The organism is Tatumella citrea (genome assembly GCF_002163585.1).
GTDB classification, from domain to species: Bacteria; Pseudomonadota; Gammaproteobacteria; order Enterobacterales; family Enterobacteriaceae; genus Tatumella; species Tatumella citrea.
In genome coordinates this window covers 3,578,314-3,602,305 of record NZ_CP015579.1, presented here as the reverse complement: position 1 = coordinate 3,602,305, position 23,992 = coordinate 3,578,314, and the positions used below count along the sequence as shown (strand labels likewise).

Annotated in this window: 22 protein-coding genes; 5 read left to right on the top strand and 17 right to left on the bottom strand. The window is 49.9% G+C overall.

The features are described 5' to 3' along the window. Positions 1 to 15 precede the first annotated feature (15 nt). From A7K98_RS17075 to A7K98_RS17035, 9 genes are all read right to left on the bottom strand, one after another. The gene (locus tag A7K98_RS17075) at positions 16 to 996 is read right to left on the bottom strand and encodes a glutathione S-transferase family protein (RefSeq protein WP_087489638.1); all 981 of its coding nucleotides are present in this window, start codon (positions 994 to 996) and stop codon (positions 16 to 18) included. 137 nt (positions 997 to 1,133) lie between these two features. Continuing rightward, entirely contained in the window at positions 1,134 to 1,418 is a 285-nt protein-coding gene (locus A7K98_RS17070; protein WP_087489637.1) for a YqjK-like family protein, read from the bottom strand. Continuing rightward, on the bottom strand, positions 1,415 to 1,813 hold the full coding sequence (locus A7K98_RS17065; protein WP_087489636.1) for a phage holin family protein: 399 nt from the start codon (positions 1,811 to 1,813) through the stop codon (positions 1,415 to 1,417). The genes A7K98_RS17070 and A7K98_RS17065 overlap by 4 nt, the downstream gene beginning before the upstream one ends. 2 nt (positions 1,814 to 1,815) lie before the next feature. Then, positions 1,816 to 2,121 (bottom strand): DUF883 family protein, encoded by a 306-nt coding sequence (locus A7K98_RS17060; RefSeq protein ID WP_087489635.1) that lies wholly within the window; start codon positions 2,119 to 2,121, stop codon positions 1,816 to 1,818. Positions 2,122 to 2,250: 129 nt separating this feature from the next. Further along, positions 2,251 to 2,484 carry a DUF1090 family protein gene (locus A7K98_RS17055; protein ID WP_087489634.1) on the bottom strand — a complete coding sequence of 78 codons (234 nt, stop codon included), beginning with the start codon at positions 2,482 to 2,484 and terminating at the stop codon, positions 2,251 to 2,253. Between the two features lie 166 nt (positions 2,485 to 2,650). Then, positions 2,651 to 2,974 carry an EnvZ/OmpR regulon moderator MzrA gene (gene mzrA, locus A7K98_RS17050; protein ID WP_087489633.1) on the bottom strand — a complete coding sequence of 108 codons (324 nt, stop codon included), beginning with the start codon at positions 2,972 to 2,974 and terminating at the stop codon, positions 2,651 to 2,653. Next, positions 2,974 to 3,645, bottom strand: coding sequence for a DedA family protein (locus A7K98_RS17045; RefSeq protein WP_087489632.1), 672 nt, complete (start codon positions 3,643 to 3,645; stop codon positions 2,974 to 2,976). The genes mzrA and A7K98_RS17045 overlap by 1 nt, the downstream gene beginning before the upstream one ends. 432 nt (positions 3,646 to 4,077) lie before the next feature. Further along, positions 4,078 to 5,328, bottom strand: coding sequence for a serine/threonine transporter SstT (gene sstT / locus A7K98_RS17040; protein WP_087489631.1), 1,251 nt, complete (start codon positions 5,326 to 5,328; stop codon positions 4,078 to 4,080). Between the two features lie 245 nt (positions 5,329 to 5,573). Then, positions 5,574 to 6,536, bottom strand: a complete 963-nt coding sequence (locus A7K98_RS17035) for a TerC family protein (protein WP_087489630.1) — start codon at positions 6,534 to 6,536, stop codon at positions 5,574 to 5,576. A 346-nt stretch (positions 6,537 to 6,882) separates the two neighbouring features. Between A7K98_RS17035 and A7K98_RS17030 the strand changes: the two genes are divergently transcribed. Both A7K98_RS17030 and rlmG read left to right on the top strand, forming a co-directional pair. Beyond that, positions 6,883 to 8,571: a chloride channel protein gene (locus A7K98_RS17030; RefSeq protein WP_232461555.1), complete on the top strand. Its 1,689-nt coding sequence runs from the start codon at positions 6,883 to 6,885 to the stop codon at positions 8,569 to 8,571. A gap of 116 nt (positions 8,572 to 8,687) precedes the next feature. Next, positions 8,688 to 9,812 carry a 23S rRNA (guanine(1835)-N(2))-methyltransferase RlmG gene (rlmG, locus tag A7K98_RS17025; protein WP_087489629.1) on the top strand — a complete coding sequence of 375 codons (1,125 nt, stop codon included), beginning with the start codon at positions 8,688 to 8,690 and terminating at the stop codon, positions 9,810 to 9,812. Here the strand turns inward: rlmG and A7K98_RS17020 are convergent. Together A7K98_RS17020 and A7K98_RS17015 are read right to left on the bottom strand one after the other, a co-directional pair. Then, positions 9,809 to 11,833, bottom strand: coding sequence for an NADPH-dependent 2,4-dienoyl-CoA reductase (locus A7K98_RS17020; protein WP_087490566.1), 2,025 nt, complete (start codon positions 11,831 to 11,833; stop codon positions 9,809 to 9,811). The genes rlmG and A7K98_RS17020 overlap by 4 nt on opposite strands. A 109-nt stretch (positions 11,834 to 11,942) precedes the next feature. Next, positions 11,943 to 12,668 (bottom strand): polyphenol oxidase family protein, encoded by a 726-nt coding sequence (locus tag A7K98_RS17015; RefSeq protein ID WP_087489628.1) that lies wholly within the window; start codon positions 12,666 to 12,668, stop codon positions 11,943 to 11,945. A gap of 111 nt (positions 12,669 to 12,779) precedes the next feature. On the opposite strand from A7K98_RS17015, the gene A7K98_RS17010 reads away from it, so the two are divergent. Continuing rightward, positions 12,780 to 13,577, top strand: a complete 798-nt coding sequence (locus tag A7K98_RS17010; protein WP_087489627.1) for a 5'-nucleotidase, lipoprotein e(P4) family — start codon at positions 12,780 to 12,782, stop codon at positions 13,575 to 13,577. Between the two features lie 46 nt (positions 13,578 to 13,623). Here A7K98_RS17010 and A7K98_RS21420 read toward each other — a convergent pair whose 3' ends face one another. Next, on the bottom strand, positions 13,624 to 13,764 hold the full coding sequence (locus A7K98_RS21420; RefSeq protein WP_157665994.1) for a hypothetical protein: 141 nt from the start codon (positions 13,762 to 13,764) through the stop codon (positions 13,624 to 13,626). A 192-nt stretch (positions 13,765 to 13,956) separates the two neighbouring features. Between A7K98_RS21420 and A7K98_RS17005 the strand changes: the two genes are divergently transcribed. Next, entirely contained in the window at positions 13,957 to 15,357 is a 1,401-nt protein-coding gene (locus A7K98_RS17005; protein WP_087489626.1) for a GGDEF domain-containing protein, read from the top strand. 23 nt (positions 15,358 to 15,380) lie between these two features. Here the strand turns inward: A7K98_RS17005 and ddlA are convergent, their stop codons facing one another. From ddlA to A7K98_RS16990, 3 genes are all read right to left on the bottom strand, one after another. Further along, a complete protein-coding gene (gene ddlA, locus A7K98_RS17000) occupies positions 15,381 to 16,481 on the bottom strand; it encodes a D-alanine--D-alanine ligase (protein ID WP_087489625.1) in 1,101 nt (366 codons plus the stop codon). 108 nt (positions 16,482 to 16,589) lie between these two features. Continuing rightward, positions 16,590 to 17,264, bottom strand: a complete 675-nt coding sequence (locus tag A7K98_RS16995; RefSeq protein ID WP_087489624.1) for a Fe2+-dependent dioxygenase — start codon at positions 17,262 to 17,264, stop codon at positions 16,590 to 16,592. Positions 17,265 to 17,314: 50 nt separating this feature from the next. Next, positions 17,315 to 19,618: a catecholate siderophore receptor Fiu gene (locus tag A7K98_RS16990; RefSeq protein ID WP_407703120.1), complete on the bottom strand. Its 2,304-nt coding sequence runs from the start codon at positions 19,616 to 19,618 to the stop codon at positions 17,315 to 17,317. Positions 19,619 to 20,391: 773 nt separating this feature from the next. Here A7K98_RS16990 and A7K98_RS16985 point away from each other — a divergent pair. Continuing rightward, positions 20,392 to 21,720: an MFS transporter gene (locus tag A7K98_RS16985; RefSeq protein WP_087489623.1), complete on the top strand. Its 1,329-nt coding sequence runs from the start codon at positions 20,392 to 20,394 to the stop codon at positions 21,718 to 21,720. Between the two features lie 113 nt (positions 21,721 to 21,833). On the opposite strand, the gene A7K98_RS16980 is transcribed toward A7K98_RS16985, so the two are convergent. Then, a complete protein-coding gene (locus tag A7K98_RS16980; protein WP_198361113.1) occupies positions 21,834 to 22,682 on the bottom strand; it encodes a YfaZ family protein in 849 nt (282 codons plus the stop codon). 473 nt (positions 22,683 to 23,155) lie between these two features. Beyond that, entirely contained in the window at positions 23,156 to 23,914 is a 759-nt protein-coding gene (locus tag A7K98_RS16975; protein ID WP_087489622.1) for a glycosyltransferase family 2 protein, read from the bottom strand. Positions 23,915 to 23,992: the final 78 nt, after the last annotated feature.

Below are 23,992 nucleotides of genomic sequence, written 5' to 3'. Positions count from 1 at the left end.
GCCCTTATGCTTTAATCAGCGGTTAACCCGTTGGTGCGGGGTCAGCCAGTCGTGTTGCGGGCCGACCGGGACAATTCCGTACGGGTTTATTTGCCGGTGACTGGCGTAGTAGTGATAACAAATATGTTGCAGATTGACTGTCTCCGCAATTCCCGGCATTTGATAAATTTCACGCAAAAAACCATACAGATTTGGATAATCAATGATACGCCGATGGTTGCATTTGAAATGCGTGACATAAACATCATCGAAACGAATCAGAGTGGTCCATAACCTGATATCGGCTTCTGTCAGACGATTACCGGTCAGATACCTGCGTTCTGCCAGAATAGCCTCAGCTTTATCCAACCCGGCCATTACACTACTGACTGCTTCATCGTAGGCCTGTTGAGTGGTGGCAAATCCTGCGCGATAGACGCCATTATTGATTTGCGGGTAAATCCACTCATTAAGCTGATCAATTTCCTGTTGCAGTTCAACCGGGTAAAAGTCGTGGTCGTTAGCACCACAGGCAGCAAAGGCAGTATTCAGCATCCGCAATATTTCGGCAGATTCATTGCTGACTATAGTCTGACGCTGTTTATCCCATAACACCGGGACGGTAACACGGGTGGTAGCTTGTGGATCGGCTTTCAGATAGACCTGATAGAGATAATCCAGCCCGTAAAGCGGGTCGCCATCCGCACCCGGAAAATCACGGTCGAATGTCCAGCCGTGTTCCAGCATCAACGGATGCACTACGGAAACTGAGATCACTTCGGTCAGAGCTTTCAGCTGACGCATGACCAGTGTGCGATGTGCCCAGGGACAGGCCAGTGAGACATACAGGTGATACCTGTCTTTTTCGGCAGCAAATCCGCCTTCGCCGGTAGGGCCGGCTTCCCCCTGCGGGGTGACCCAGTGGCGCCATTGTGATTGTGTGCGTACAAAGTTACCGCCACTGGCTTTGGTATCGTACCAAACATCTTGCCAGCGACCTTCAGTCAGCATTCCCATAATAATCTCCGGAGATAAACAGCCAGGCAGTGATTTTGCAGGACAGGACAAACAGATGGAAGAATAAATATCCGCGTAAATATTTCAGTGTCAGAAAACAATCAGCCAGCCCGAAGGCTGGCTGAGATAGCCGGAATTTATTTTCGCGGCAAGGCATTACGTATTACCCGCCAACTGCTCCATAAGCCGAAGGCGCGCTTGCCCCAGCGAATCATGAATTTCGGATGGCGCAGCGACCATACAGCGGCAAGGCCGCTGCCGACAGCAATATAGCGGCGCAAACCGAGTGCGGTATGCCACAAATCATCGTAACGCCGTGTCGCCTGGTACCAGTCACGTTCGCAGGCTTTTAAATCCAGACGCTGTTGCTGAACCACAGCCAGCAAAGCATCGCGGCGGCGTTCTATATCGCGACGGCTCATGACTGACGCTCCTCCAGCAGCTCCCGATCGGTAGACAACTCCTTACGGGTATGACGTAACAGGGTAGAGCGCCGGGATTTTACCAGTACCCATATTCCCAGAATCAGTGCCAGGGCAAATAACACTCCGGTAGTGATCCCAATAGCCATCAGGCGATATTCAGCCCCAACTGCCACGATGATTAATATCATCAGGCTCATCAGCCCGAATGCTGTAAAGATCATGGTTAAGCCGACCATTAACAGCATCTGAATCAGATTGGCTTTTTCCTCTTCCAGCTCGACAATTGCCAGACGAACCCTTGTCTCGACAATGCTGGCAAGGGTTGTCACCATGCGCTGACCGATAGTAATAAGGCTCTTGCCCGGTCCTTCGTTTTGAGGATGAGTAGCCATAATTAACGGCGCGAAATCAGGATGCCGAAGACGACACCAAGGGCTGCGGCGATACCGACACCGTGCCATGGTTTTTCATGAACATATTCATCGGCTTTTTGCGCGGCTTCACGGGTAGTTTTTGCAATGTTCTGTCCCGATTCACCAAGGCTGTCGCGGGTGCTTTGCAGTGTAGCCCGGGCTTTTTTATGCAGTTTATCGACTTCAACTTTTGATTTTTCGCTGGCGCCACTCAGTACTTCTTCCAGGGTATCCGCCAGAGTTGCCAGTTCAGCACGCAGGTCCTGTGATGATGGAATATTAGCCATTTGAAACTCCTTCTGAAAGTTGTGTTAAACCGCAAACGCGGAGGAAACAGACTCAGTTGTGATGTTCAGTCAGACTCAATAATAGCAGTCATTACACACTTTTTTTGGCTCTCTGGTGTCAATGACCAGTTACTGGTGCTGTTTACGTGAAACTTCGCTGTCAGAACAGCTGGTTTGTAATTCACTCAGCGCCCGTTTTAAGCCATTAATCCTGCGTTGATTATGATGCCGCTGAGCCAGAGTAATTTCGTGCTCAATGCCTGCCGCTTTTTCTTTGTATTGCGGCGGGCAGCGGTTTTCCTTTGCCTCAGCGGTGGCTGATAACATCATCAGAATGCAAATCAGCAGTACCATTATTTTCATCAGGATCAGTGTTATCACATGAGAGAATCAGCAAAAAAACAGTACTGATAAAATTTACCTGACTGTTTTCATTTAGTTATCTGAGTATAGATTCAGGTGGCGGAAAGTTCAAAGTTATGATGAGTCAGAACGATTTACCCCGGAGGTTCTGTGAACCTCGTGGCTCTCAGGCACTGGTGTAAGCGTCAGAAAGTATCTGATTAAGTACTTTTTGTGCAGCCAGTCGCTGTTCTTCGTTTTCCAGACGAATCACCAGTTTGCCTTGCTCAGGGGTGATACTCTTGATGTTCACACCATGAGACGCCAGTTGCTGATAGACAAAAAAACCATCGGGTAAATTACTGCCTTTCCGGGCTACACCGATTTGAATTTCAGGTTCTTTTGCCATTAAGCCTGAAGCCAGCACGATTCCGGTAATGGCCATAATCGTGCTGAGCAGCACTACCCCGGCCAGCCGGTAACGGCTATACAGTGTTTGCGAATGTTGCATTAACCCGCATCCCTGTCTTGTCTGGCACGCTTACGCCACAAAATATATAAAGAACCGAACAGGCCAAACACCAGAAGCACCAGTGGCAACATCATCAGGCAGAACATCAGCTGATCTTCATACTTGCGAAATAACGGCGTTTTGCCAAGGGCATATCCTGCAACGGTCAGTATGACTACCCACAGTAAGGCGCTTATCCAGTTGAAGAACTGAAAGCGGGCGCTTTTCAGGCCGGAAATCCCGGCGATAGTAGGCAGCAGGGTACGGACAAAAGCGATAAACCGGCCAACCAGTAACGCCGATAAGCCATGACGGTGGAACAGGCTATGAGCGCGCTGATGGTATTGCGCAGGTAAATGAGACAGCCATTTCTGCACCAGCGGGGTATTCCCCAGCCATCGCCCCTGAATATAACTAACCCAACAGCCAAGGCTGGCGGCGGTCGTCAGAATAAACACGGTGAGTGGAAAGCCCATGGTGCCTTTAGCAATCAGCACCCCGACCAGAATTAATAAACTGTCTCCCGGCAAAAATGCGGCGGGCAGTAAACCGTTTTCCAGAAACAAAATAATAAATAAAATGCCATAGATCGCCCAGACCAGTGATGGGTCGGCAAGTGTTTCGAAGTCCTGCTGCCATAAGGCGTGGAGTAAGGCTTGTAGGGTATCCATGTTTTGTTCCTGGCCAGCATTAATATTCCCGGGAGAAGTCTTAAAGATAATGCACTCCGGGGAATCTGCCGGAATGGTTCCAGACTTCTGCTCAACGACCCTTGATTTATTTTGGTGAAGGGTAAAAAAAGCGTACTAAGTGTAACAAAAAATATGTGACTTCAATACAGCTAACGCTGCGTTGAGGCAGAGTTTTACCTGGTCAGGCATATTGCAAAAGGATATTTACAAGGACTGACATAACAGGGGTTTTTTAACCGGTTGACGGGGATCAGAGTGCGCGTTTCTGGCCGGGGTTCAGAAAAGCTCATCGCTAAATAGAGAATTTCTCAATGTGGGAGAGGAGATTATTAATTAACCCTGCCATAGGGCCAAATCATTTATATCAGTGATGCAGAAAACAGGGGAAAACAGTGTTTCCCCTGTGAGCGATTATTTTGGCAGATTCTGTTCAGCCAGAGACAATTTCTTTTGCTCATCTGACTGACAAACGGCGGCGGTAAACAAAATATCGGTGGATGAATTCAGGGCTGTTTCGGCAGAGTCCTGTAATACGCTAATCAGGAAGCCAACGGCGACCACCTGCATGGCAGTATCATTCGGAATACCAAACATATTACAGGCCACAGGAATCAGTAACAGCGAACCACCGGCAACACCTGATGCTCCGCAGGCGCAGATTGACGCGACCAGGCTCAGCATAATTGCGGTAGGCAGATCGACCGGAATATTCAGAGTATGAACGGCTGCCAGGGTGAGTACGGTAATAGTAATCGCCGCACCAGCCATACTGATATTGGCACCCAGAGGGATTGAAACTGAGTAGGTATCTTCATCCAGTCCCAGGCGTTTAGCTATCCCCATATTCACCGGGATGTTAGCCGCAGAACTGCGGGTAAAAAAGGCGGTAACTCCACTTTCCCGCAGACATAAAAAGACTAACGGATAAGGATTACGACGGATTTTCCAGAACACCAGTAGCGGGTTTATGACCAGCGCCATAATCACCATACAACCCAGTAACAGCGACAGCAGCGATGCATAATCCCAGAGAGTAGAGAAGCCGCTGCTGGCAAGGATGGATGATACCAGACCGAAGATTCCCAGCGGCGCACAGCGAATGACTTTACGCACCACCCAGCCAATCGCGGAGGAGATATCATTCAATACCTGACGTGTTGTATCGCTGCTGTGACGGAAGGCCAGGCCCAGGCCAATTGCCCATACCAGAATACCAATGTAATTGGCGTTCATCAGAGCATCAATAGGGTTAACCACCATACTCAGTAGCAGGCTGTGGAGGATTCCGCTGATTCCCTGTGGAGGAATGATTCCCTGATGAACGTGCGACAGCAGCAGTTGCTGAGGAAAATGGTAGCTGGCAATAACCGCCACCAGAGAGGCAAAAAATACACTTAACAGATAGAGGACAACGACAGGACGAATATTTGACTGTTTACCTTGCTGATGATTGGCAATAGAGGAGGTCACCAGGACCAGAACCAGAATAGGGGCAACCGCTTTCAGCGCATGAACAAATAATTCACCTAACAGTCCGACAGAACTGGCCGTCTGTTTAGAGACCAGAGCCAGTAAAATACCAGCCAGCAGTCCGACAATAATCTGCCCGACCAGGTTACCTGTGCGTAACCAGTTCAAAAAACCATTTGTTTTATTAATCATATAATATTTACTTAGTTGTCAGGATGTTATCATTTTTTTAACTTATGCCGAAGTCGGTAAAATGACGTTTGCCCGCGCAAGTATAAGTAAAAGATCTGCAAGATAAAGGATAAATTAAGGGCAGAGTAAATGACTGCAGGGATAAACAGGTGATTTGGCAGAAAATTCCGGAGATAAATAACGCTTATTATGGGAAGTTCTGTGTTTAGCAGGGAGATATGCTCTCCCTGCGGGATTTTATCTTGTTATCTGTTTTGCGACAGCTGACGGTTTTTTAGGTGATTTATCAGTAACGTCACCACTAAAATAGTAGCAATCACTGCCAGTGAAACAAATGTTGGTATATGCCAGATATCCAACAGCAGCATTTTTATACCGATAAATACCAGGATAATTGCCAGCCCGTATTTCAGTAATGAGAAACGTTCTGCAATACCAGACAGCATAAAGTACATGGCCCGTAATCCAAGAATCGCGAACAGGTTAGAGGTCAGTACGATAAACGGATCGGTGGTAACAGCAAAGATGGCAGGGATACTGTCTACAGCAAAGATAACATCACTGAATTCCACCATGATCAGTGCCAGCAACAGTGGGGTGGCATAACGTACACCGTTGCGGACCACAAAGAATTTTTCTCCTTCCAGAGTATCGGTTACCCGGATATGTCGGCGTAACCAGCGGATCATCGGTTTGTCATCACTATCCTGCGCTGATTTTTTTTCCGGGACTGCCATTTTTATGCCGGTGATGACCAGGAAGGCACCGAACAGATAGAGGATCCAGCTGAATTCATTAACCAGCCAGCTGCCGGCAAATATCATCGCGGTCCGCAGCACAATGGCTCCCAGCACACCATACACCAGCACCCGTTGTTGCAAAGCAACAGGCACCGAGAAGTAGCTGAAAAGCATCAGCCAGACGAAGACATTGTCCACCGCCAGTGCTTTTTCCAGCAAATAGCCGGTGAGAAATGCCAGGGTCTGAGTGCCGGCGATTTCGGGGCCGACCTGCGCCTGTAAATACCACCACAACGCGGCAGCAAACAGTAGTGAAATGATAACCCAGACGGCTGACCAGCAGGCAGCCTGACGAAAGGTCATTCCGACGCGGTCACGACGACCCTGCAGCCGAAGGTCGACCAGCAGCATGATGATAACGACGACTGCGAAACAGCCCCACAACAAAGGATTGCCAATGCTTTGCATAATTCTGTCCTGATAAAAAAACGGCTGAGATCAGAAGATGTCAGCCGCGTATTTACTGCAAGCAAACCTCACCTTCCGGCAAGGTCTCACTTACAACACAGAATTATTCCGGGTTGCCTGGTGACCGGTTGTTTTCACAACGTAATGACGATCAGCCAGCTTTTAAGTTACTCCCCTTTGCTTTATGCAGCCTAATCGCAGACTGCGGTCATTGCAATACACATCAGATAATATTTAGAAATATTCAGACATTTTTACCCGGGGGAGGACTGTTGATTCCCGAATTGCATGCCTGCAGCGACAGTTTTATCATGGCACTCTCGCTCCCCTCTGTGCAGGATACTCAGTGAAGGAAGGAAAATTCGTACTCAGCTGGACAGCATTACTGATAGCGATACCCGTTGGCTGTGCCGGAGCTATGGTAACTCTTGGTTTTCGTCTGGTTATTGAGTGTGTTAACCGTCTGCTGTTTGGTCGCAGCGATGATATTACGCAGGCGATGCACGTCTGGCCGTGGTTTTTCTGGCCGGTGATTGTCGGCGGAGGCGGGGTTATCGCCGGTTTTTTCCTGCGCTATGCCGTTGCTCTTGAAAAAAAACAGGCGGTCGGAACTGATTATCTGGATGTACTGAATGCCCGGCTGGATGCGGTACCCACCCGTACCTCTCTGTTTCGCGCTATTTCCTCTATAGCCAGCATTTCGAGCGGGGCCTCCATTGGTAAAGAAGGGCCAATGGTTCAGCTATCGGCATTATGCGGCAGCATTATTGGCCGTTTTCTGCCTGGTAGTTTTCATCTGAAAAATTCCGATGTGGTGGCAATGGCTGCGGCTGCCGGGCTGGCTTCGGTGTACCATGCCCCACTGGCCTCAGCGATTTTCGTGGCTGAAGTGGCTTTTGGGATCAGTGCATTACAGCGTCTTATCCCTTTGGTGATTGCCTCAGGGACTTCGGTGATGACCATGTGGCTACTGGGCTACCGTTCTGCGCTCTATCCACTGGCGGATGTCAGATTTCATGTCAGCATCCATAGTGTATTGATAGTGATTGTTATCGGCCTGGTATGCGGGCTGGCGGGGGCAGGGTTTATTACTCTGGCCGGCTACAGCAAAAAGCAATTTGCCCGGATCTCCAGTTTGCCTGTACGGCTCGGTGTCGGGGGTGTCGCGGTAGGTGTACTGGCGATGTTCTCCACTGACATTCTTGGCAATGGTTACGAAGTTATAGTTAATATTTTCAGTGGCCAGTATCTGTTATGGGGGCTGGCCGGTCTGCTGGTGCTCAAACTATTAGCAACCTGTTGTTCGGTGGGTTCTTCTGCGGTCGGGGGAATGTTTACTCCGTCGTTGCTGATTGGTGCACTGGTCGGGGCCATTTTCAATGTTGTTACCTCTGATAGCGGTTTTGCCGCACAACCAGGCTGGCTGTATGCCGCACTTGGGATGGCGGCGGTACTGGCTGCCATCAGTCAGGCGCCGTTGATGGCCATGCTAATGGTTACAGAGATGACACTGAACAGCAGTCTGCTGTTTCCGCTGATGATTACTTCCGTGCTGGCCACGATGGTGGCTTACCGGTTGCAGTCCGCAGTGACTTATCCGCTGATCTCCACCCATTTTAACCGTGCTGAGGCACGTTATGATTTCGACAATACCACAATAGCCGGGCTGATAATCCCCGGGGCAGCATTACTTCCGGATGCCTCGGTAGGCGACGCTTTAGCGATCAGTTCACTCAAACGTGAGCGCTATGTGTATGTCATTAATGAAGGCGGGCGTTTTTTAGGGGTTGTTTCGATTCATGAAATTGCCGCCAGTGTACTGTCGCAAAAAATCACACCGGATTCACCGGTCAGGGAAGTGATGGATGATGATTTCCCGTATATTTGCCAGAACAAGAGCCTGCGTGAAGGCTGGGAGGCATTTTCTCAGGTTACTCTGGAACGCCTGCCGGTACTGAGTGATGATGAGCAACGCTATTTTCTGGGAGCACTGACGAAAACCAGTCTGATCCGTAAAGCCGGAGCCTTTATCTGAAGCAGCAGAGCAAGGTCTGCGGGACAATAGCGAGCTTTACGGTTGGGTTTATCCGGTAAAGCCAGTATACTGCGCCCCTTTTCTGCGTGACCCCCCAGACCTGTGCCGGAGATACCATGAGCCAATTCGAACTGAGTGATTTTTCACTTACCCTGCATCGCTTTCCGCGTACCGGCGATGATAACGCGCTACAGGCCTGGGATGCAGCTGATGAATATCTGTTACAGCAGGAACTGCCAGCGGGACCGGTGGCTGTTTATAACGATAATTTTGGGGCACTGACCTGTTCACTGGTTCAGGCCGGGCGGCAGGTCTGGCATGTTGGTGATTCACTGAACAGCCAACAGGCTGCACAGATGAATCTGGCGGAAAATAATCTGGATGCAGATCAGGTTACTTTCCTCGACAGCCTGAGCCCGCTCCCTTCTGCCCCTGCGGTCGTGTTAATTAAAGTACCCAGAACACTGGCGCTGCTTGAGTATCAACTGATCAGCCTGCGCAGTGTCGTTACTCCTCAGACGCTAATCATCAGTGGTGCCAAAGCTAAGGATATCCATAATTCCACTCTGGCTATCTTTGAAAAGATTATTGGTGAAACCCGGACTTCGCTGGCGAAGAAAAAAGCCCGTTTAATTTTCAGTCAACTGACTGTGCAGCAACTGCCTGAACGCGATTTAGCCCTGCGCTGGCCGCTGGATGGTACGCCTTATATTATCCATAACCATGCCAATGTGTTTTCGCGTCAGTCGCTGGATATCGGTGCTCGATTCTTTATGCGTAATCTGCCGCGCAATATTGAGGGTGATATTATTGACCTCGGCTGTGGCAACGGCGTTATCGGGCTGACAGTACTGACTCATAACCCTGAAGCGACGGTACATTTTGTGGACGAGTCGTGGATGGCGGTCGATTCGGCCAGAATCAATGTTACAGAGAATCTGGCCGATGAGCTGGCTCGTTGTCGCTTTACGGTCAATAACTCGCTGAGCGGATTTCCGGCCGACAGCTTTGCCGCGGTAGTGTGTAATCCTCCGTTTCACCAGCAAAATGCGGTGACCGATCATGTCGCCTGGCAAATGTTCCGTGATGCTTTCCGTTGTCTGCGTTATGGCGGCGAATTCCATGTCGTGGCAAACCGCCATCTGGACCATCAGGGAAAACTGAAAAAACTGTTTGGTAACTGTCAGGTCGTGGCTTCAAATACTAAGTTTGTGGTTCTGCGTTCGGTCAAATTACGCTAAATCTGCAGTGCCAGAGCAGTCGCCGCGGCAATCGCCTGGCGGGCATCTGTCTGTGCATTCTGACCATCTCCGACCAGTATATGCACAGGTCGTTGTTCTCCGGCTGACCGCAGTTGTTCTGCCAGCGTGGAACAGGGCTGCTGGCCGGTACAGATAATAATGGTATCGACCGGCAGCAGTTGCGATTTCCCCTGATAACCGATGTGCAGACCCTGATCATCAATATACTGATAATCTACGCCACCCAGCAGATGTACCCCGTTTGCCTGCAGGCTGATGCGCGAGATCCAGCCGGTCGTTTTTCCCGGCCCCCGGCCAGGAGTGGCACCACTGCGTTGCAGTAACCAGACCTCGCGTGGAGATTTTTCCAGCAACGGCTGGATCAGGCCACCACGCCGCTGACGTTGCGGATCGATTCCCCACTGCCGACAAAACTGCCGCTTTTCTTCTGCGGGAGTTGCCGTGGGTTCACTGAGATACAAGGCGATATCGACTCCAATCCCCCCGGCCCCGATCACTGCCACCCGCTGACCAACCGCCACTTTTTCCTGCAATACCTGTATCCAACTCACGACTGAAGGATGACCGATACCTTCAATTGCCGGCATCTTCGGAAGAATACCTGTCGCGAGGATTATTTCATCAAAACCTTCCAGTAGTGCCGGAGTCACGGTGATACGAGTTCGTATTTCAACACCGCTGGCAGCCAGCTGGTAACGAAAATAGCGGAGTGTTTGGTTAAATTCCTGTTTCCCCGGAATTTGGCTGGCCAGCAGCAGTTGCCCGCCGATATGAGTACCGGCATCGAACAGAGTAACCTGGTGCCCGCGTTGTGCAGCATTCAAAGCAAAGGACATCCCGGCAGGACCGGCTCCGACCACCGCCAGTTTTTTCGGGAGAGCGGCCGGTAACACCGGCATTTCAGTTTCATGGCAGGCACGCGGATTGACCAGACAGGAGGTGATTTTTCCGGCAAAGACATTATCAAGGCAGGCCTGATTGCAGGCGATGCAGGTATTGATCTGCTGAAATTGCTGTTGCCGTGTCTTTTCGACAAAACGTGCATCAGCCAGAAATGGTCTGGCCATTGAGATCATATCAGCATCTCCCCGTGCCAGCAGCTGTGCTGCCAGTTGCGGGTCATTAATCCGGTTTGTGGCTATCACCGGTACATTAACGTGGCGACGCAACTCAGCAGCCAGCCAGCTAAACGTTGCACGGGGGACAACAGCGGCAATCGTCGGGATTTGCGATTCATGCCAGCCAATGCCGGTATTTAGCATGGTGACACCATTACGCTCCAGCAAACGTGCCAGCAGCAATGTTTCTTCGGCCTGACAGCCTTGCTCCACCAGATCAATCATAGAAATACGAAAGATGATAATAAAGTCATCACCAGCTGCCCTGCGAACCGCTTTGAGGATGTTGAGCGCAAAACGCATTCTGCCGCGAACTGTTTTTCCATAGCGATCCTGGCGCTGGTTGGTGGCGGGGGCCAGAAACTGATTGATCAGATAACCCTCAGAACCCATGATTTCCACACCGTCATAACCCGCCTGACGAGCTAACTGAGCACATCGGGCATAGCTGTTAATCGTGTTGTTAATGGCCGTGTCAGTCAGCTCTGCAGGAGTGTAAGGATTAATCGGGGCTTTCAGTGCTGACGGAGCCACCAGTGAGGGCTGATAACTGTAACGCCCTGCGTGCAGGATCTGTAATACGATTTTCCCCCCTGCCTGATGAACTGATTTAGTCACTGGCTGATGCCAGCGGGCTTCATCTTCATTGGTCAGGCAGGCAGAGTGTGGGTTAATCCGGCCCTCAGGGCAGGGAGCAATGCCTCCGGTAACGATCAGAGCAACACCTGCGGAAGCGCGTTCTGCATAGAACGCTGCCAGTCGCTCAGCACCTTGTGGATGCTCTTCAAGACCGGTATGCATAGAGCCCATCAGAAAACGGTTGTTAAGCCGCGTAAATCCCAGATCCAGTGGCTGGAATAATAGTGAGACAGGTTCCACCATAATCATCACTCACTTTCAAGTGGTCGGATGAGTTAACCATAGTCTGGTTGTGGCAGAATCCTATCTCTTCCGCTGCGAGTTGTGAGCAGAATCAAATAACTTCAGCGGCTCAGTCCGGATTGGCAGCGATCCAGGAAAAACGCAATTGGTACCCTTCTCCGGTATGAGTATTACGCCGGTAACTGGCTCCGCTTTCAGCCATACAGTATGTGCAATGTTGCAGGCACTCTATCTGTCCGTCCGGTACTCCTTCATTGATTAGCATTTGCCGTGCCAGTTCCGGTAAATCCAGCCACAAAGCAGGAAAGGATTGCGGGGCACATGAGCGCACTGAGTGAGGGTTTTTCGGGGGAGGTGAGTACCAGGGAATAGTGCTGTTCACCCGTGGATTCTCCTCCATCTCTTCCAGTAACGGCATTCCGAGCTGATAACAGCAAGGGCCAATGGCAGGCCCGATGGCAATATATAAACTGTCAGACGGGGCTCCCTGTTGTCTGAGCTGTTGCAGGGTTTGCTGAAGCACCCCTGCCAGAGTTCCTTTCAGCCCGGCATGCACTGCCGCGACCTGGCGGGTAAGGGGGGATGCAATCAGTACCGGCAGGCAATCGGCGGTATACACCGCGACCGGCTGGTTGGTATGGCTGATCAGAGCATCGGAAATCGCCTGCTTCGGCGGGAAGTTCTGTTCCGCAGGCAGTACATTGGCGGTGTGGCGCTGGATTCCATAAGCGGTATTGTCCGGGGGACGAACACCGGCAGGCTGAAACTGGTGGCTGATCCAACCCAGAGAGTCGAGCAGTGGGGATCGCAGGCCGTCAGAAGCAGTAAGAGACATAAATGTTTCCTGTATCAGAAGCGCATCCGGAGTTGCATTTCCGGTGAAGATACTGCGATAGTCATTACGGGGTCAACTACTGATAACTTTGGCATAACAAGAGGATATCCGATGCAAAAACGCTGGCTTATGACGCTACCGGCCGTATTTATTCTCGGGCTGACAGGCTGTGCTGACAATGTACAGCAGCGGCTCAATGATCAGACAGTGACGGCAGTTAACTGGACTCAGCAGTCCGGAGAGTATCAGGCCCTGACCTGGCAGGCATTTAATTTGGCCACTATGGCCTTCGATAAAGCGGGCTCCCTGACCGGAAAACCGAAAGCAGTCATTGTCGATCTGGATGAGACAATGCTGGATAACAGTGCTTATTCAGCGTGGCAGGCGAAAAATGGTCAGCCATTTACTGATGCAACCTGGTCAACGTGGACCCGTGCCCGCCAGGCGCTGGCTGTTCCGGGCGCGGTGGAATTTGCCCGTTATGTTGACAGTCACGGTGGCACGGTATTCTATGTTTCCAACCGTGATCAGAAAGATTATCAGGCCACAGTCGATAATCTGAATGCGTTGGGTTTCCCGGGAGTGAACAGCAACACTCTGCGTCTGAGTACCACAACTTCAAACAAACAGGCCAGGTTTGATGAGATTAAACAATCCGGGGCCAATGTGGTTCTGTACATCGGCGATAACCTGAATGATTTTGGTGGCGCGACCTGGCACAAAAATAATGCGGAGCGCAGAGCGTTCGTCAGCACTAATCATGCCCTGTTTGGTACGCAGTTTATTATTCTGCCAAATCCGGAGTACGGAGACTGGGAAAGCGGTCTGGCCGACGGATACAATAAACTGAGCGATCAACAAAAGATTCAGGTGCGGGAGAAAAGTTTACGCGCCTGGAACGGTAAGTAACTCCTGACTATTCACCCTGGCACCGCATCTGGTGCCATTAAATTTGTTAATTATTGCTGGTCATTTGCTGCCATTTTGCCAGAATAGAGCCAAACGCAGGATAATTCTGAGAACCAGAGGTTCCGCTGCAATCCAAAATCCGGGAATCACGGCGCTCACAGTGACGCCGGAACTCTGAAAATGTCATATTCCTCCGGCAGAATAATCAGCGCCGGAGAAATGTGTGAGTCAGGTGATTCTTGTCCTGAGACAAACAATAAGTTTCTGCTGCCTTTCCGGTCAGCCGCTGTGCCATATCTGAATATCCTGTGTCTTACCCTGCGGGGTGACAGCAGACAGAGAACAGTGTGGAAGGACCGGCAGCATGGGGTATTAAGTAATGAAGTTTCGGCTTTTTAAAGAAAACAGAATTATACAGAACGGTATGATTCTGCTGGTCATTACAGGTCTGCTGTCCGCGTTTGGCAGTCACCTCAGGTTGCCAATGGTATTGTCGCTGTTTTGGATTGTTAACGCAGTGATAGCCGGACTATTTATCCGTAAACCCTGGCTGCATACGCCGCTGAACTATCTGTTTTGCTATGCCGGTATGGTTGCGAATGATCTGCTGTTCTCCGGCTGGGCCAAAGAAGCCTTCACCATTAACTTTGCCAATATCATTTTTATTATGATTACGGCAATTCTGCTGAATCGCCTCCCTTCGTTTAATTCCGGGAAAACCAGCATCACTAATGTGATGATTATTTTTCCGGTGTGCCTGCTGGCTGCTCTGGTATCGGCCACCTGGGGAGTGATGGCTTCGCCGGATGTGAACACCGGGCTGGCGTTTTTTAGTGCGCTGGGCGCGTGGAGCAGTGAGCAGTTTTCCACCGGGCTGTTGTTGTTACCATTGATACTGACGATTGGCCGGAAAAATAATTATCAGTGGCGGGTAACGTCAGTGCTGCCGGTGATTGCTGTGGTAGTGTTACTTACAGCCTCTATCATGTTGGGCGGGCCTGGTAGTCTGACGCTGCCCTTGCCAGGGCTAATCTGGTGTGCTCTGGTGTTGCCGGTCTCTGTTGTCTGCCTGATCACCTGCGTGATCGGTGTTGTCGAAATCATGCTGATTTATTTAAATATTATCACCGTCGGTTCCGGATTTATGCCGTCAGAGGTGACACCTTTGATTTCGGTGCGGCTGGGTATTGCCGCGCTGGCACTGACTCCGTATATGGTGGCAGTGAGTATGAATTCGATACGCAGCCTCAACCGGCAGCTGGCGATCCGTGCTAATTATGACTTTTTGACTCAGCTCCTGTCGCGTTCCGGGCTATTTGATAGCCTGAGCAGTGAGCCGTTTCAGCAGAAAAAACCGATGGGACTGATTCTGCTGGATATCGATTTCTTTAAATCCATTAATGATAATTTCGGTCATGATGAAGGTGATCATGTACTGAGAGAAATGAGTCGCCGGCTGGTGGCTCTGTTGGGTGAACAATGCCGTGTCTCCCGGTTTGGCGGAGAAGAGTTTGCCATCGTACTGTTCAATACCGATGCGGCTGAAATCTACCAGCGTGCCGAATCCGTCCGTAAAGTGGTTTCGGATGAAACTTTTATCATTCAGGGTACTGAGGTGCCGGTTTCGGTGAGTATTGGTACGGCTTTAGAACCGGCAGGTAGTGAAGACAACAACTGGGTTTCTGTCATGAACCGGCTAATTAGTACAGCGGACAGAAACCTGTATGTGTCAAAACGCGGCGGGCGCAATCAGACATCACCGGCCTGGCTGGAACAGTAACCGCCAGGGCCGGTAATCAGGGATTAGTGATCGAAAGAGGCCATCATCAGTTGGTCCTGCTGATAACGTTCCTGAGCCAGTTCAATCAGCCGGGTAATCAAATCACTGTATCCCAGACCACTGGCTTGCCAGAGTTTGGGATACATGCTGATATTGGTAAATCCTGGCAGCGTATTGATTTCATTAATCACTATCTGTTTGTCGGCGGTCAGAAAGACATCCACCCTTGCCATACCGCAACATTCCAGAGCCTGGTAAGCCTGTAAAGCAACCTGACGAATACGTTCATCGGTTTCTGGATCCAGCTGCGCCGGCACCACTACCTGAGCCCCTTTTTCGTTAATGTATTTGGTCTGGTAGGAATAAAACTCATCGCTGAGAACAATTTCTCCGCAATGGCTGGCCTGTGGCGAGTCGTTGCCTAACACCGCACACTCAATTTCACGGCCAACAATGGCAGTTTCGATCAGGACTTTACGATCATAACGGAATGCATCCTGCAACGCCGGTAACAGTTGTTCTGCGCTACGGACTTTGCTGACTCCGACCGATGATCCCTGATTGGCTGGTTTAACAAACAGTGGCAGCCCCAGCTGTTCGATAGCCTGCTCCGGGTTGAATTCTGCCAGACGGGTGCGGGTCAGGCTGATAAACGGCGCCACCTGCAGACCAGCGTCACGCAGCAGGCGCTTGGTGACATCTTTATCCATACTGACGGCAGAACCTAATACTCCGGAGCCAACAAACGGCAGGTTAGCCATCCGCAGTAGTCCCTGTAATGACCCGTCTTCACCCAGTGTGCCGTGGACGATAGGGAAAATAATATCGACCTGAGGTATCGGGGATGACTGCTGACTGCCGACTAACTGTTGCTGCTGTTGGCCAGGAATAAGAGCTACCTGTTGAGCAGATGGGTTCAGGGCAATATGTTGAGGGTCATTCGCATTGAGTAAAAAGTCAGATTGCTGATTAATCTGCCAGTGTCCCTGCTTATCAATACCCAGAAGTACAACTTCAAATTTTGTTTTATCAATAGCATCAATGATGTTTTTGGCTGACTGTAAAGAGACTTCATGTTCAGCCGATTTCCCGCCAAAAATAATTCCTACGCGTTGTTTTGTCATTCTGGTTTGCCTGATAGCCTGGAACAAAACAACAACATAACATGCTGAGAATAGTGACAACAGCCTTCAGCAATATTCCGGAGTGGTTATTCCTGTTGACCAGCTCAGTTACTGTTCACTCCACTCTCTCAGCAGGTTGTGATAGAGGTTTAGCAGTGACATTGAGACCTCTGATGACTGAGAGTGCTGATTGAGTTCCTGAATGTTTTCATCCAGTGAGATCAGCATTGCCCGTTTTTTGTCATCACGGATCATTGACTGTATCCACATAAATGAGGCGATCCTTTCCCCTTGTGTCACCGGAGTCACACAATGCAGGCTGCTGGAAGGATAGAGAATCATATCACCGGCTGGCAGTTTGACGCTGTGCTGGCCATAGGTGTCCTGAATAATCAGCTCCCCGCCTTCGTAGCTGTCCGGTTCTGTCAGAAATAAGGTGGCCGAAATATCCGTCCTGAGCCATTCATTACCTTCGCGCCGTACAGCACCATCCACGTGAAAACCATAGGTTCCGCCACCGCTATACCGGTTAAACAACGGGCTGGAGATATTGACTGGCAGAGTGGCAGAAAAGAACTGAGGATGGCTGTTTAGAGTGTTCAGCAGATATTGCTGTAGTTCCTGCCACTGTTCGCTATTGGTATCGACCTGCTGGTTGGCCTTGACCTGCGCACCCTGAGTGCCGGTAGTCGCGCGGCCATCCACCCAGCGACATTGTGACAGTTTATCGAGTACCTGTCGGACTTCCTGTTTACTCAACAGACCCGCGATTTGTTGCATCATAACGATAATTCCTGAAAAAAACGCCGCAGATCCCTGCGGCGTGGATAGGGTCAGAAGTGGACGTTAGCGGTCAACATCCAGCTACGCTCTGCACCCGGGAAGTAGCGATAACCGCTCTTGTTGATCGATGAAACATAATGAGTGTTAGCCAGATTATAGACATTCAGTTGCAGATCAAGGTTGTTATTCACTTTGTAACCCGCCATAGCATCCGCGACCCAGTAGCTGTCCACTTTATCCGGCGTACCGACGGCACCGTCGGTGCCACGATGCATGCTGCCCACGTAGCGCGCACCGGCCCCGACGATTAAATCATTAGTAACCTGATAAGTGGTCCATGAAGTGAAGGCATGTTTCGGGGTATAGCTGATGGCGCTGGAACCGTCATTACTGACGGCAGCACCTTCTTCCACCGTTGCATTCTGCAGGGTGTAACCTAACATCACATGCCAGTCACGGGTAATATCGCCGCTGGCGGTCAGCTCATAGCCCTGAACCCGTTTGCGACCAGTCTGGATATACTCCAGTGTGGAGGCATCCTGGCTCACTTCATTTTTAATATCGGTGCGGAACAATGCACCGGTCAGCAGCAGAGTATCATTGAACAGGCTCCATTTAGTGCCCAGCTCCGCAGTTTGCGCTTTCTGTGGCTGGAAATCAGTGCGGTTGGCACTGTTACCGGTGCCTCCGTCAGCCAGCTGGAAGTTACTGCCTCCTGGCGGTTGCTGTGAAACGCCATAGTTAACATAAACATTCCCCTGACGAGTCAGGTGATACAGAGCGCCAGCTTTCCAGTTGAACAGATTGCCATGTTTGGTGGTATCAACAGTGGTGACCGGAGTTCCGGTTGCCGACCCGGCAGGGCAGGTGATAGCACCACGACCGGTTCCGCCACAGGCGGTTGAAGAGTCATATTCGGTATGATAGCTGTCCAGTCTGATGCCGCCGTTCAGCTCAAAGTCAGAGGTGATTTGTAGCGTATCGAAGGCATAAATGCCGAAAGTGTTAGTGGAACCATTGGCATTGGCTCCGTTGGGGCTCAGCCCGCCAATAGAAACATTACTGTCAGGCGCATAGATATTAACTGCCGGGGCTGTCATTGCATTCAGCCCATAGGTTGTCTGTGTTTCACGGGTGAACTCAACCCCGGTACTGATATCGTGTCCGACAGAACCGGTATAGAACTTCGACGTCAGGTTGGTCTGGTTGGTGAGTATTTTATTGACCACATCTTTGGTGTTGATCAACCGCGATAGCTGCCAGTCATCAGGATTATCTGAGGTGCTGGCAGTCACTCCCATAAATGACGACAGCAAATACTTTTGTTTCGTTTCTGACCAGCGGGTGGTGTTTCTGATGGTAGTATTATCTGACAGATCATGCTCGAAACGCATAGTGGCAGTATCTGTGGTGGCATTACTAAAATCAGAATTGGTGCCGTAATAGTTATGCGGGTTCACTTTCCCGCTGCGCGTCAGGGCTTCAAATCCAGCCGGGGCGCTATAACCTGGCAGACCAATCGTCGGTACACCTCCGTCCGGAGTACCGCGCTGATGCAGATGGAAATAATCGAGATATAAGCGGGTCGGAGTATCCAGCCCGAAAGCCAGTGAGGGTGCAATCCCATATTTTTCATGGCTGATATTATTACGGGTTCGGTCGTTACCCTTGTCACCCATCATATTGACGCGAAACGCACTGTTGTCGCTGATCATCTGGTTATAGTCGAGGGTGGCACGGCGCTCAGAGGCGCTGCCATAGCTGACTGAACCATCGACACTGGTATCCAGCGTCGGTTGTTTGGAGATCATATTGATAGACCCGGATGGAGCGCTACGGCCATAATCCGAACCTGAAGGTCCTTTAATCACTTCCACACTTTGAGTATTAAACGTATCACGGGTGGTGGAACTGATATCACGAATACCATCGACATAAATACTGTTCGAGGTGTCGATACCCCGCATGTAGATAGTATCCCCGGTTGAAGTACTGCCGTTTTCTCCGGCAAAGAAGGCACCTGCACCAGCCACGTTTTTCAGGGCATCCGTCAGTGTGGTGGCATGCTGTTCCTGAATGACTTTTTCAGGAATTACGGTCACTGTACGCGTGGTATCTGCTAGTGGCCGGGTAAATTTAGGGTCTGACAAACTTTTGGGCAGATAGAGCGATGGCAATGCTGCACTGACGACCAGAGTGGGTTCCGGTTTCTGAACAGTCACCTTGTGGTTAACCCCCGAAGGGGTAGCATCAGCCGTTGCTGGTGTCGTGGCGGCGATTGCCGGCCCTGAAAGTCCTGCACACAAACCTGCAAAAACACCCAGTTTGCCGACGGCAGGAAATGACGGGGATATATTATGCTTACTTTTCAAAGAGGTACCCTTGTAATAATTTACAGTATAATGAGAATTGTTATCATGTACATTCGTATTATTATTTTTTTCTAATCTCTGGTAAAGACTTTGTAAGCATTTATTGTCTTATTACGTCATTGTGTAAGATTTATGGTTATTTTTTGTCTGGTTTGGGTGAGGGAAGATAGTTCGACTGTGGCTGAGCAGAGGCTGATTGACGGTGGTTCGAACACGCCAGTGTTTTCCGCGATCATTACCTGTATTGCAGTCAGGCTCTGGTAATAAATTCCGACATCACTGATTCCCGAACAGCGCCGCGATGCTGCAAAATCTGCAGTGATGCAACAGACCCCGCAGGCAAAACTACATCGTCGTTTTCTCTGTCGAATAGCGTTGTCTTAGTCAGCCGATGCTGACTAATTAGTGCGCCATACTTGTTTTCACGCTTCTTTCTACAGTCTCAGTACAGGGGTAAAAATCCCCTGCTTCAGCGCTGTCCGGAAACTTTTTTGTCCGAAAAGCGCGAGGGATATGGTTTGATGGGCTACAGTAAACAACAGGTGGGTATGGTTTTTATGCCACCGGAACGTCATTTAACAACATCGGGAAGCGCCCGGGAATCAGATCAATTTTCCACCCTCAGAGGGATGATTGAAGTGCAGGGATGACCACATCCTGCACCGGCCTGATCAGCGGTGCCACTGTTCAGGCCGGCTGCCATCTATTCCCGGACGTTATTCATTCATTCTGTGAATAACTCTCGCGGAGATTTAATGCAAAAAATTTTGAATACCTTTCTGCCTTTGTATACCACCACTCTCCTGATGTTACTGGGGTCGGGTTTACTGACTACCTATGTTTCATTGCGGCTGGCACACGAAAATATCAGTGGTACGGTGATTGGTTTAATTACTGCGGCTCATTACATTGGATTAGTGGTGGGTGGGAAAGTCGGGCATAACCTGATAGCGCGGGTGGGGCATATCCGTGCTTATGTGGCTTGTGCGGGAATTATTACTGCATCGGTTATTGGCCACGGGCTGAGCGATTACATTCCGGTGTGGATAGTGCTGCGTTTTATCATCGGATTATGCATGATGAGCCAGTACATGGTGCTGGAAAGCTGGCTGAATGACCAGGCAGAATCTAATCAGCGAGGGGTCATTTTCGGCCTGTATATGGTGGCAACCTATCTTGGATTGTCCGCCGGGCAGATCATCCTTACGCTGCAAAGTGGTTTTGGCATGCTGCCATTACTGATAGTTGCTCTGTGCTTTGCTCTGTGTCTGGTTCCAATTGCCCTGACGACCCGGACAAAAGTTCATCCTATGTCACCCGCACCGCTGGAGCTGGGTTATTTTCTCAGGACAATTCCCCGCATTCTGGTCATTACCCTGCTGACAGGCATGGTGACCGGTGCTTTCTACGGGATGGCCCCGGTATATGCCAGCCAGATGGGATTCACTACTTCTCAGACAGGGATCTTTATGGCGGCAACCATCTTTGCCGGCCTGGTAACTCAGTTTCCGTTAAGCTGGCTTTCAGATCGTTATGATCGTCAACGGCTGCTGTTTTTTACCGCAGTTATCTTTCTGTTGGCTTCGTTACCACTGGCTGCTCTGAAACATCTGGGCTTTGCTCCGGTCACCGGTATCGCGTTTGTCGCCAGTATGATGCAGTTTGCTTTGTACCCGCTGGCGGTGGCTCTGGCAAATGACCGAATTCTCGCTGAGCGCCGTGTTTCGCTGACCGCCTGTTTGCTGATGTCGTATGGTATCGGTGCCAGTATCGGACCGTTGCTGACAGGTGCTTTGATGCAACCGCTGGGTGGCAATATGCTGTACGCCTTTTTTGTGGTTTGCTGCGCAGTAGTCATCGGATTAACCCGCCTGCGTTCATCTTTACCGGAAGTGACTGCGGAAGAACAGGTTCCGCACGTACCTTTAACCGATGGTCTGGTGAGCTCACCGCTGGCAGTAGCACTCAATCCGGCCATTGATGAGGAAGATATTCAGAATACGATGGTGAATTTGCCGGAAGAGGAACTCAACGAGAACGAAGCCAGTCCTCCGGAGGAGGAGGAACAGAAGCCGCCGCAATAAGAGATATTATGCTGAGCCATGATAATAATTGAGATCATTCGTGGTGAATAAAAGAAAATTATTATCTGGTTTTTGCATTATTACCGCAGCTGGTGTCCCAAAATTCGTCATGGTCAGAAACGCCAGCTCGCTCCTAACATAGGGCCGTTTAATCGTACATCGTAAACCCGGCCAGCATGATCGTAATTGATTTTTAAAATCTTATATCCGGCTGATACTGATAAATTACGGGTGACTATGTAATTGGCTGTAGCATTAACAGACCAGGTTATCTCTGAACCTATGCCGAACCCGCCAACATCTGCCTGATTCTGTAGCGATAATTTATTAGTTAACGGAATAAATGCACGTACTCCAATGACAGGATCTACCCAGCCAAAATCTTCGCTGTAACTTTCGGTACGCTTTCCGATATATGGATTATTCGCGGTCACTGTGACTTTATTGTCGATGTGCCATAAGCGCACACCGGTGAGTGCATCCAGGGTGATATTTGATTTGTCGACTAACCGATACCCTGCCATTAGCGTCGCCATCGACTGCCTGCTATCAATTTTTGCTCCGACATGACTGCCGGGTGGGATTGTCACTCCTAAACCAGGGATCTGATAAGAAGATAACGGGCCGCTTGCGTGAGAGTTGGTGGTGTCGATATAGAGAATATCACCGGAGAAAACGACCCGGTCATGGCGAGCCCAGATATTTAAAAACCCTCCCGCGTTAAAATCACTCATGATATCGGAAAAAGATTTATCCACATTCATTGTTGTTCCGCGTTGATACGGTGACATTCTTCCATGAAGCCCGGCAGCCCAAATAAAAGGGGTCACCTGTAAAGCCCATGCAGATTTATCAACATTACTCAGCGGTGGAGTACCAGCATCTGCCGGGCTTTGAGCGATAGCATAAGAGATGTTTATCCCGCAGAGGGTTAACACGGTGAGTGATTTCAGGGTTTTCAATCACTGGCTCCTTATTAAGAAATACTTATTAAATAAATGCGGTCATTGGTGAAATAAGCAGAAATAAGTACATTTTTAATAATATTATCTAATGTTTTATGAAGTCCATCTCAATTGACTGACTGGCGGAGAAATCTTCATTTTATAGTCCGTGCTGGTTAATACATTTCTGTGAGAACCCGGAAAACCAGGGGGGAAGGGGATAAGTACATTCCAGTAGCTTTGCTAAATTCGGCAGGGTTCAACCGTGAATTGTATTATTTCCCGCAGAGGTGTAGTGAATTGCGGCTGTTGACCAGACTGGCCCGCGGCAATACGGGTATTCCGGGGAGAAGAAGAAGTTTGTGGGAAGGGGATAAACGCTAATCCTTTCCGACAAACCACAGACCCGGTGAGAATGTGGTTTGCAGGTTGTTCTCAGCCAGACGATGTCCCGACAGGGGAAGGCATGACAATGACTGAAGGTCCGTCGGTTACTTATTGTTGTGCTGATACCAGGCCTTAAAATATTTCATAAAGCTGTAGAGTGTGGCGTAAACGCCGGTGGCAAAGCCCACTTTCCCCAGACGCCAACTGCCGTTAAGCAGATACCACTTAAAAAAGGCACCAATGGCACTGAAGGTACCACGAACCAGTGACGGGCGAATGCGCTGATTTTTGACCAGCCGGGTGGTATAGCTGTTCATCTTACTGAACATTTCGTGCAAAGAATAAAAGGTGTCGTGGCGGACATGGCCCGGGATGACCGAACTCTGTTTTTCACCGACAACTTCATCATCGACTGGCCGGTCATTAAAACCAGCGACGGTGCGGTTAAACAGCCGTACAGGGTAGTCAGGCGAGGAAACCGGGTAAATGGTTTTTACCTCTTTACCCAGTACATACCAGTAGCGGGAAATGCGCCATGCCTGATCGATAGCCGGCTGATCTGCTGCAGACTTTAGCTGCTTAATAAAATCCAGCGTCTGAGTATCAAGAATTTCATCGCTATCCAGACAAAATACCCAGTCATTCTCAGCCAGCGCAATGGCTTTATTCATTTGTCTGCCATGCATTTCATACGGACTGTAATGGGCTTCAATCCCATGATTACGGCAGATTTCTAATGTCTGATCACTGCTGCCGGAATCCAGCACAATGACCTGGTCTGCGATGGTAAGTACCGGGGGAAGAACGTCGTTCAGGGTGCGTGCAGAGTTGAAGGTTAACACGCAGACAGTTATTTTTATCATTGCCTGGCTCATCAGGTTTAATATTTACGGGCGCAATTATAGCTGAATCATAACACTTTTCTGGTCTTTAGGTGTGAC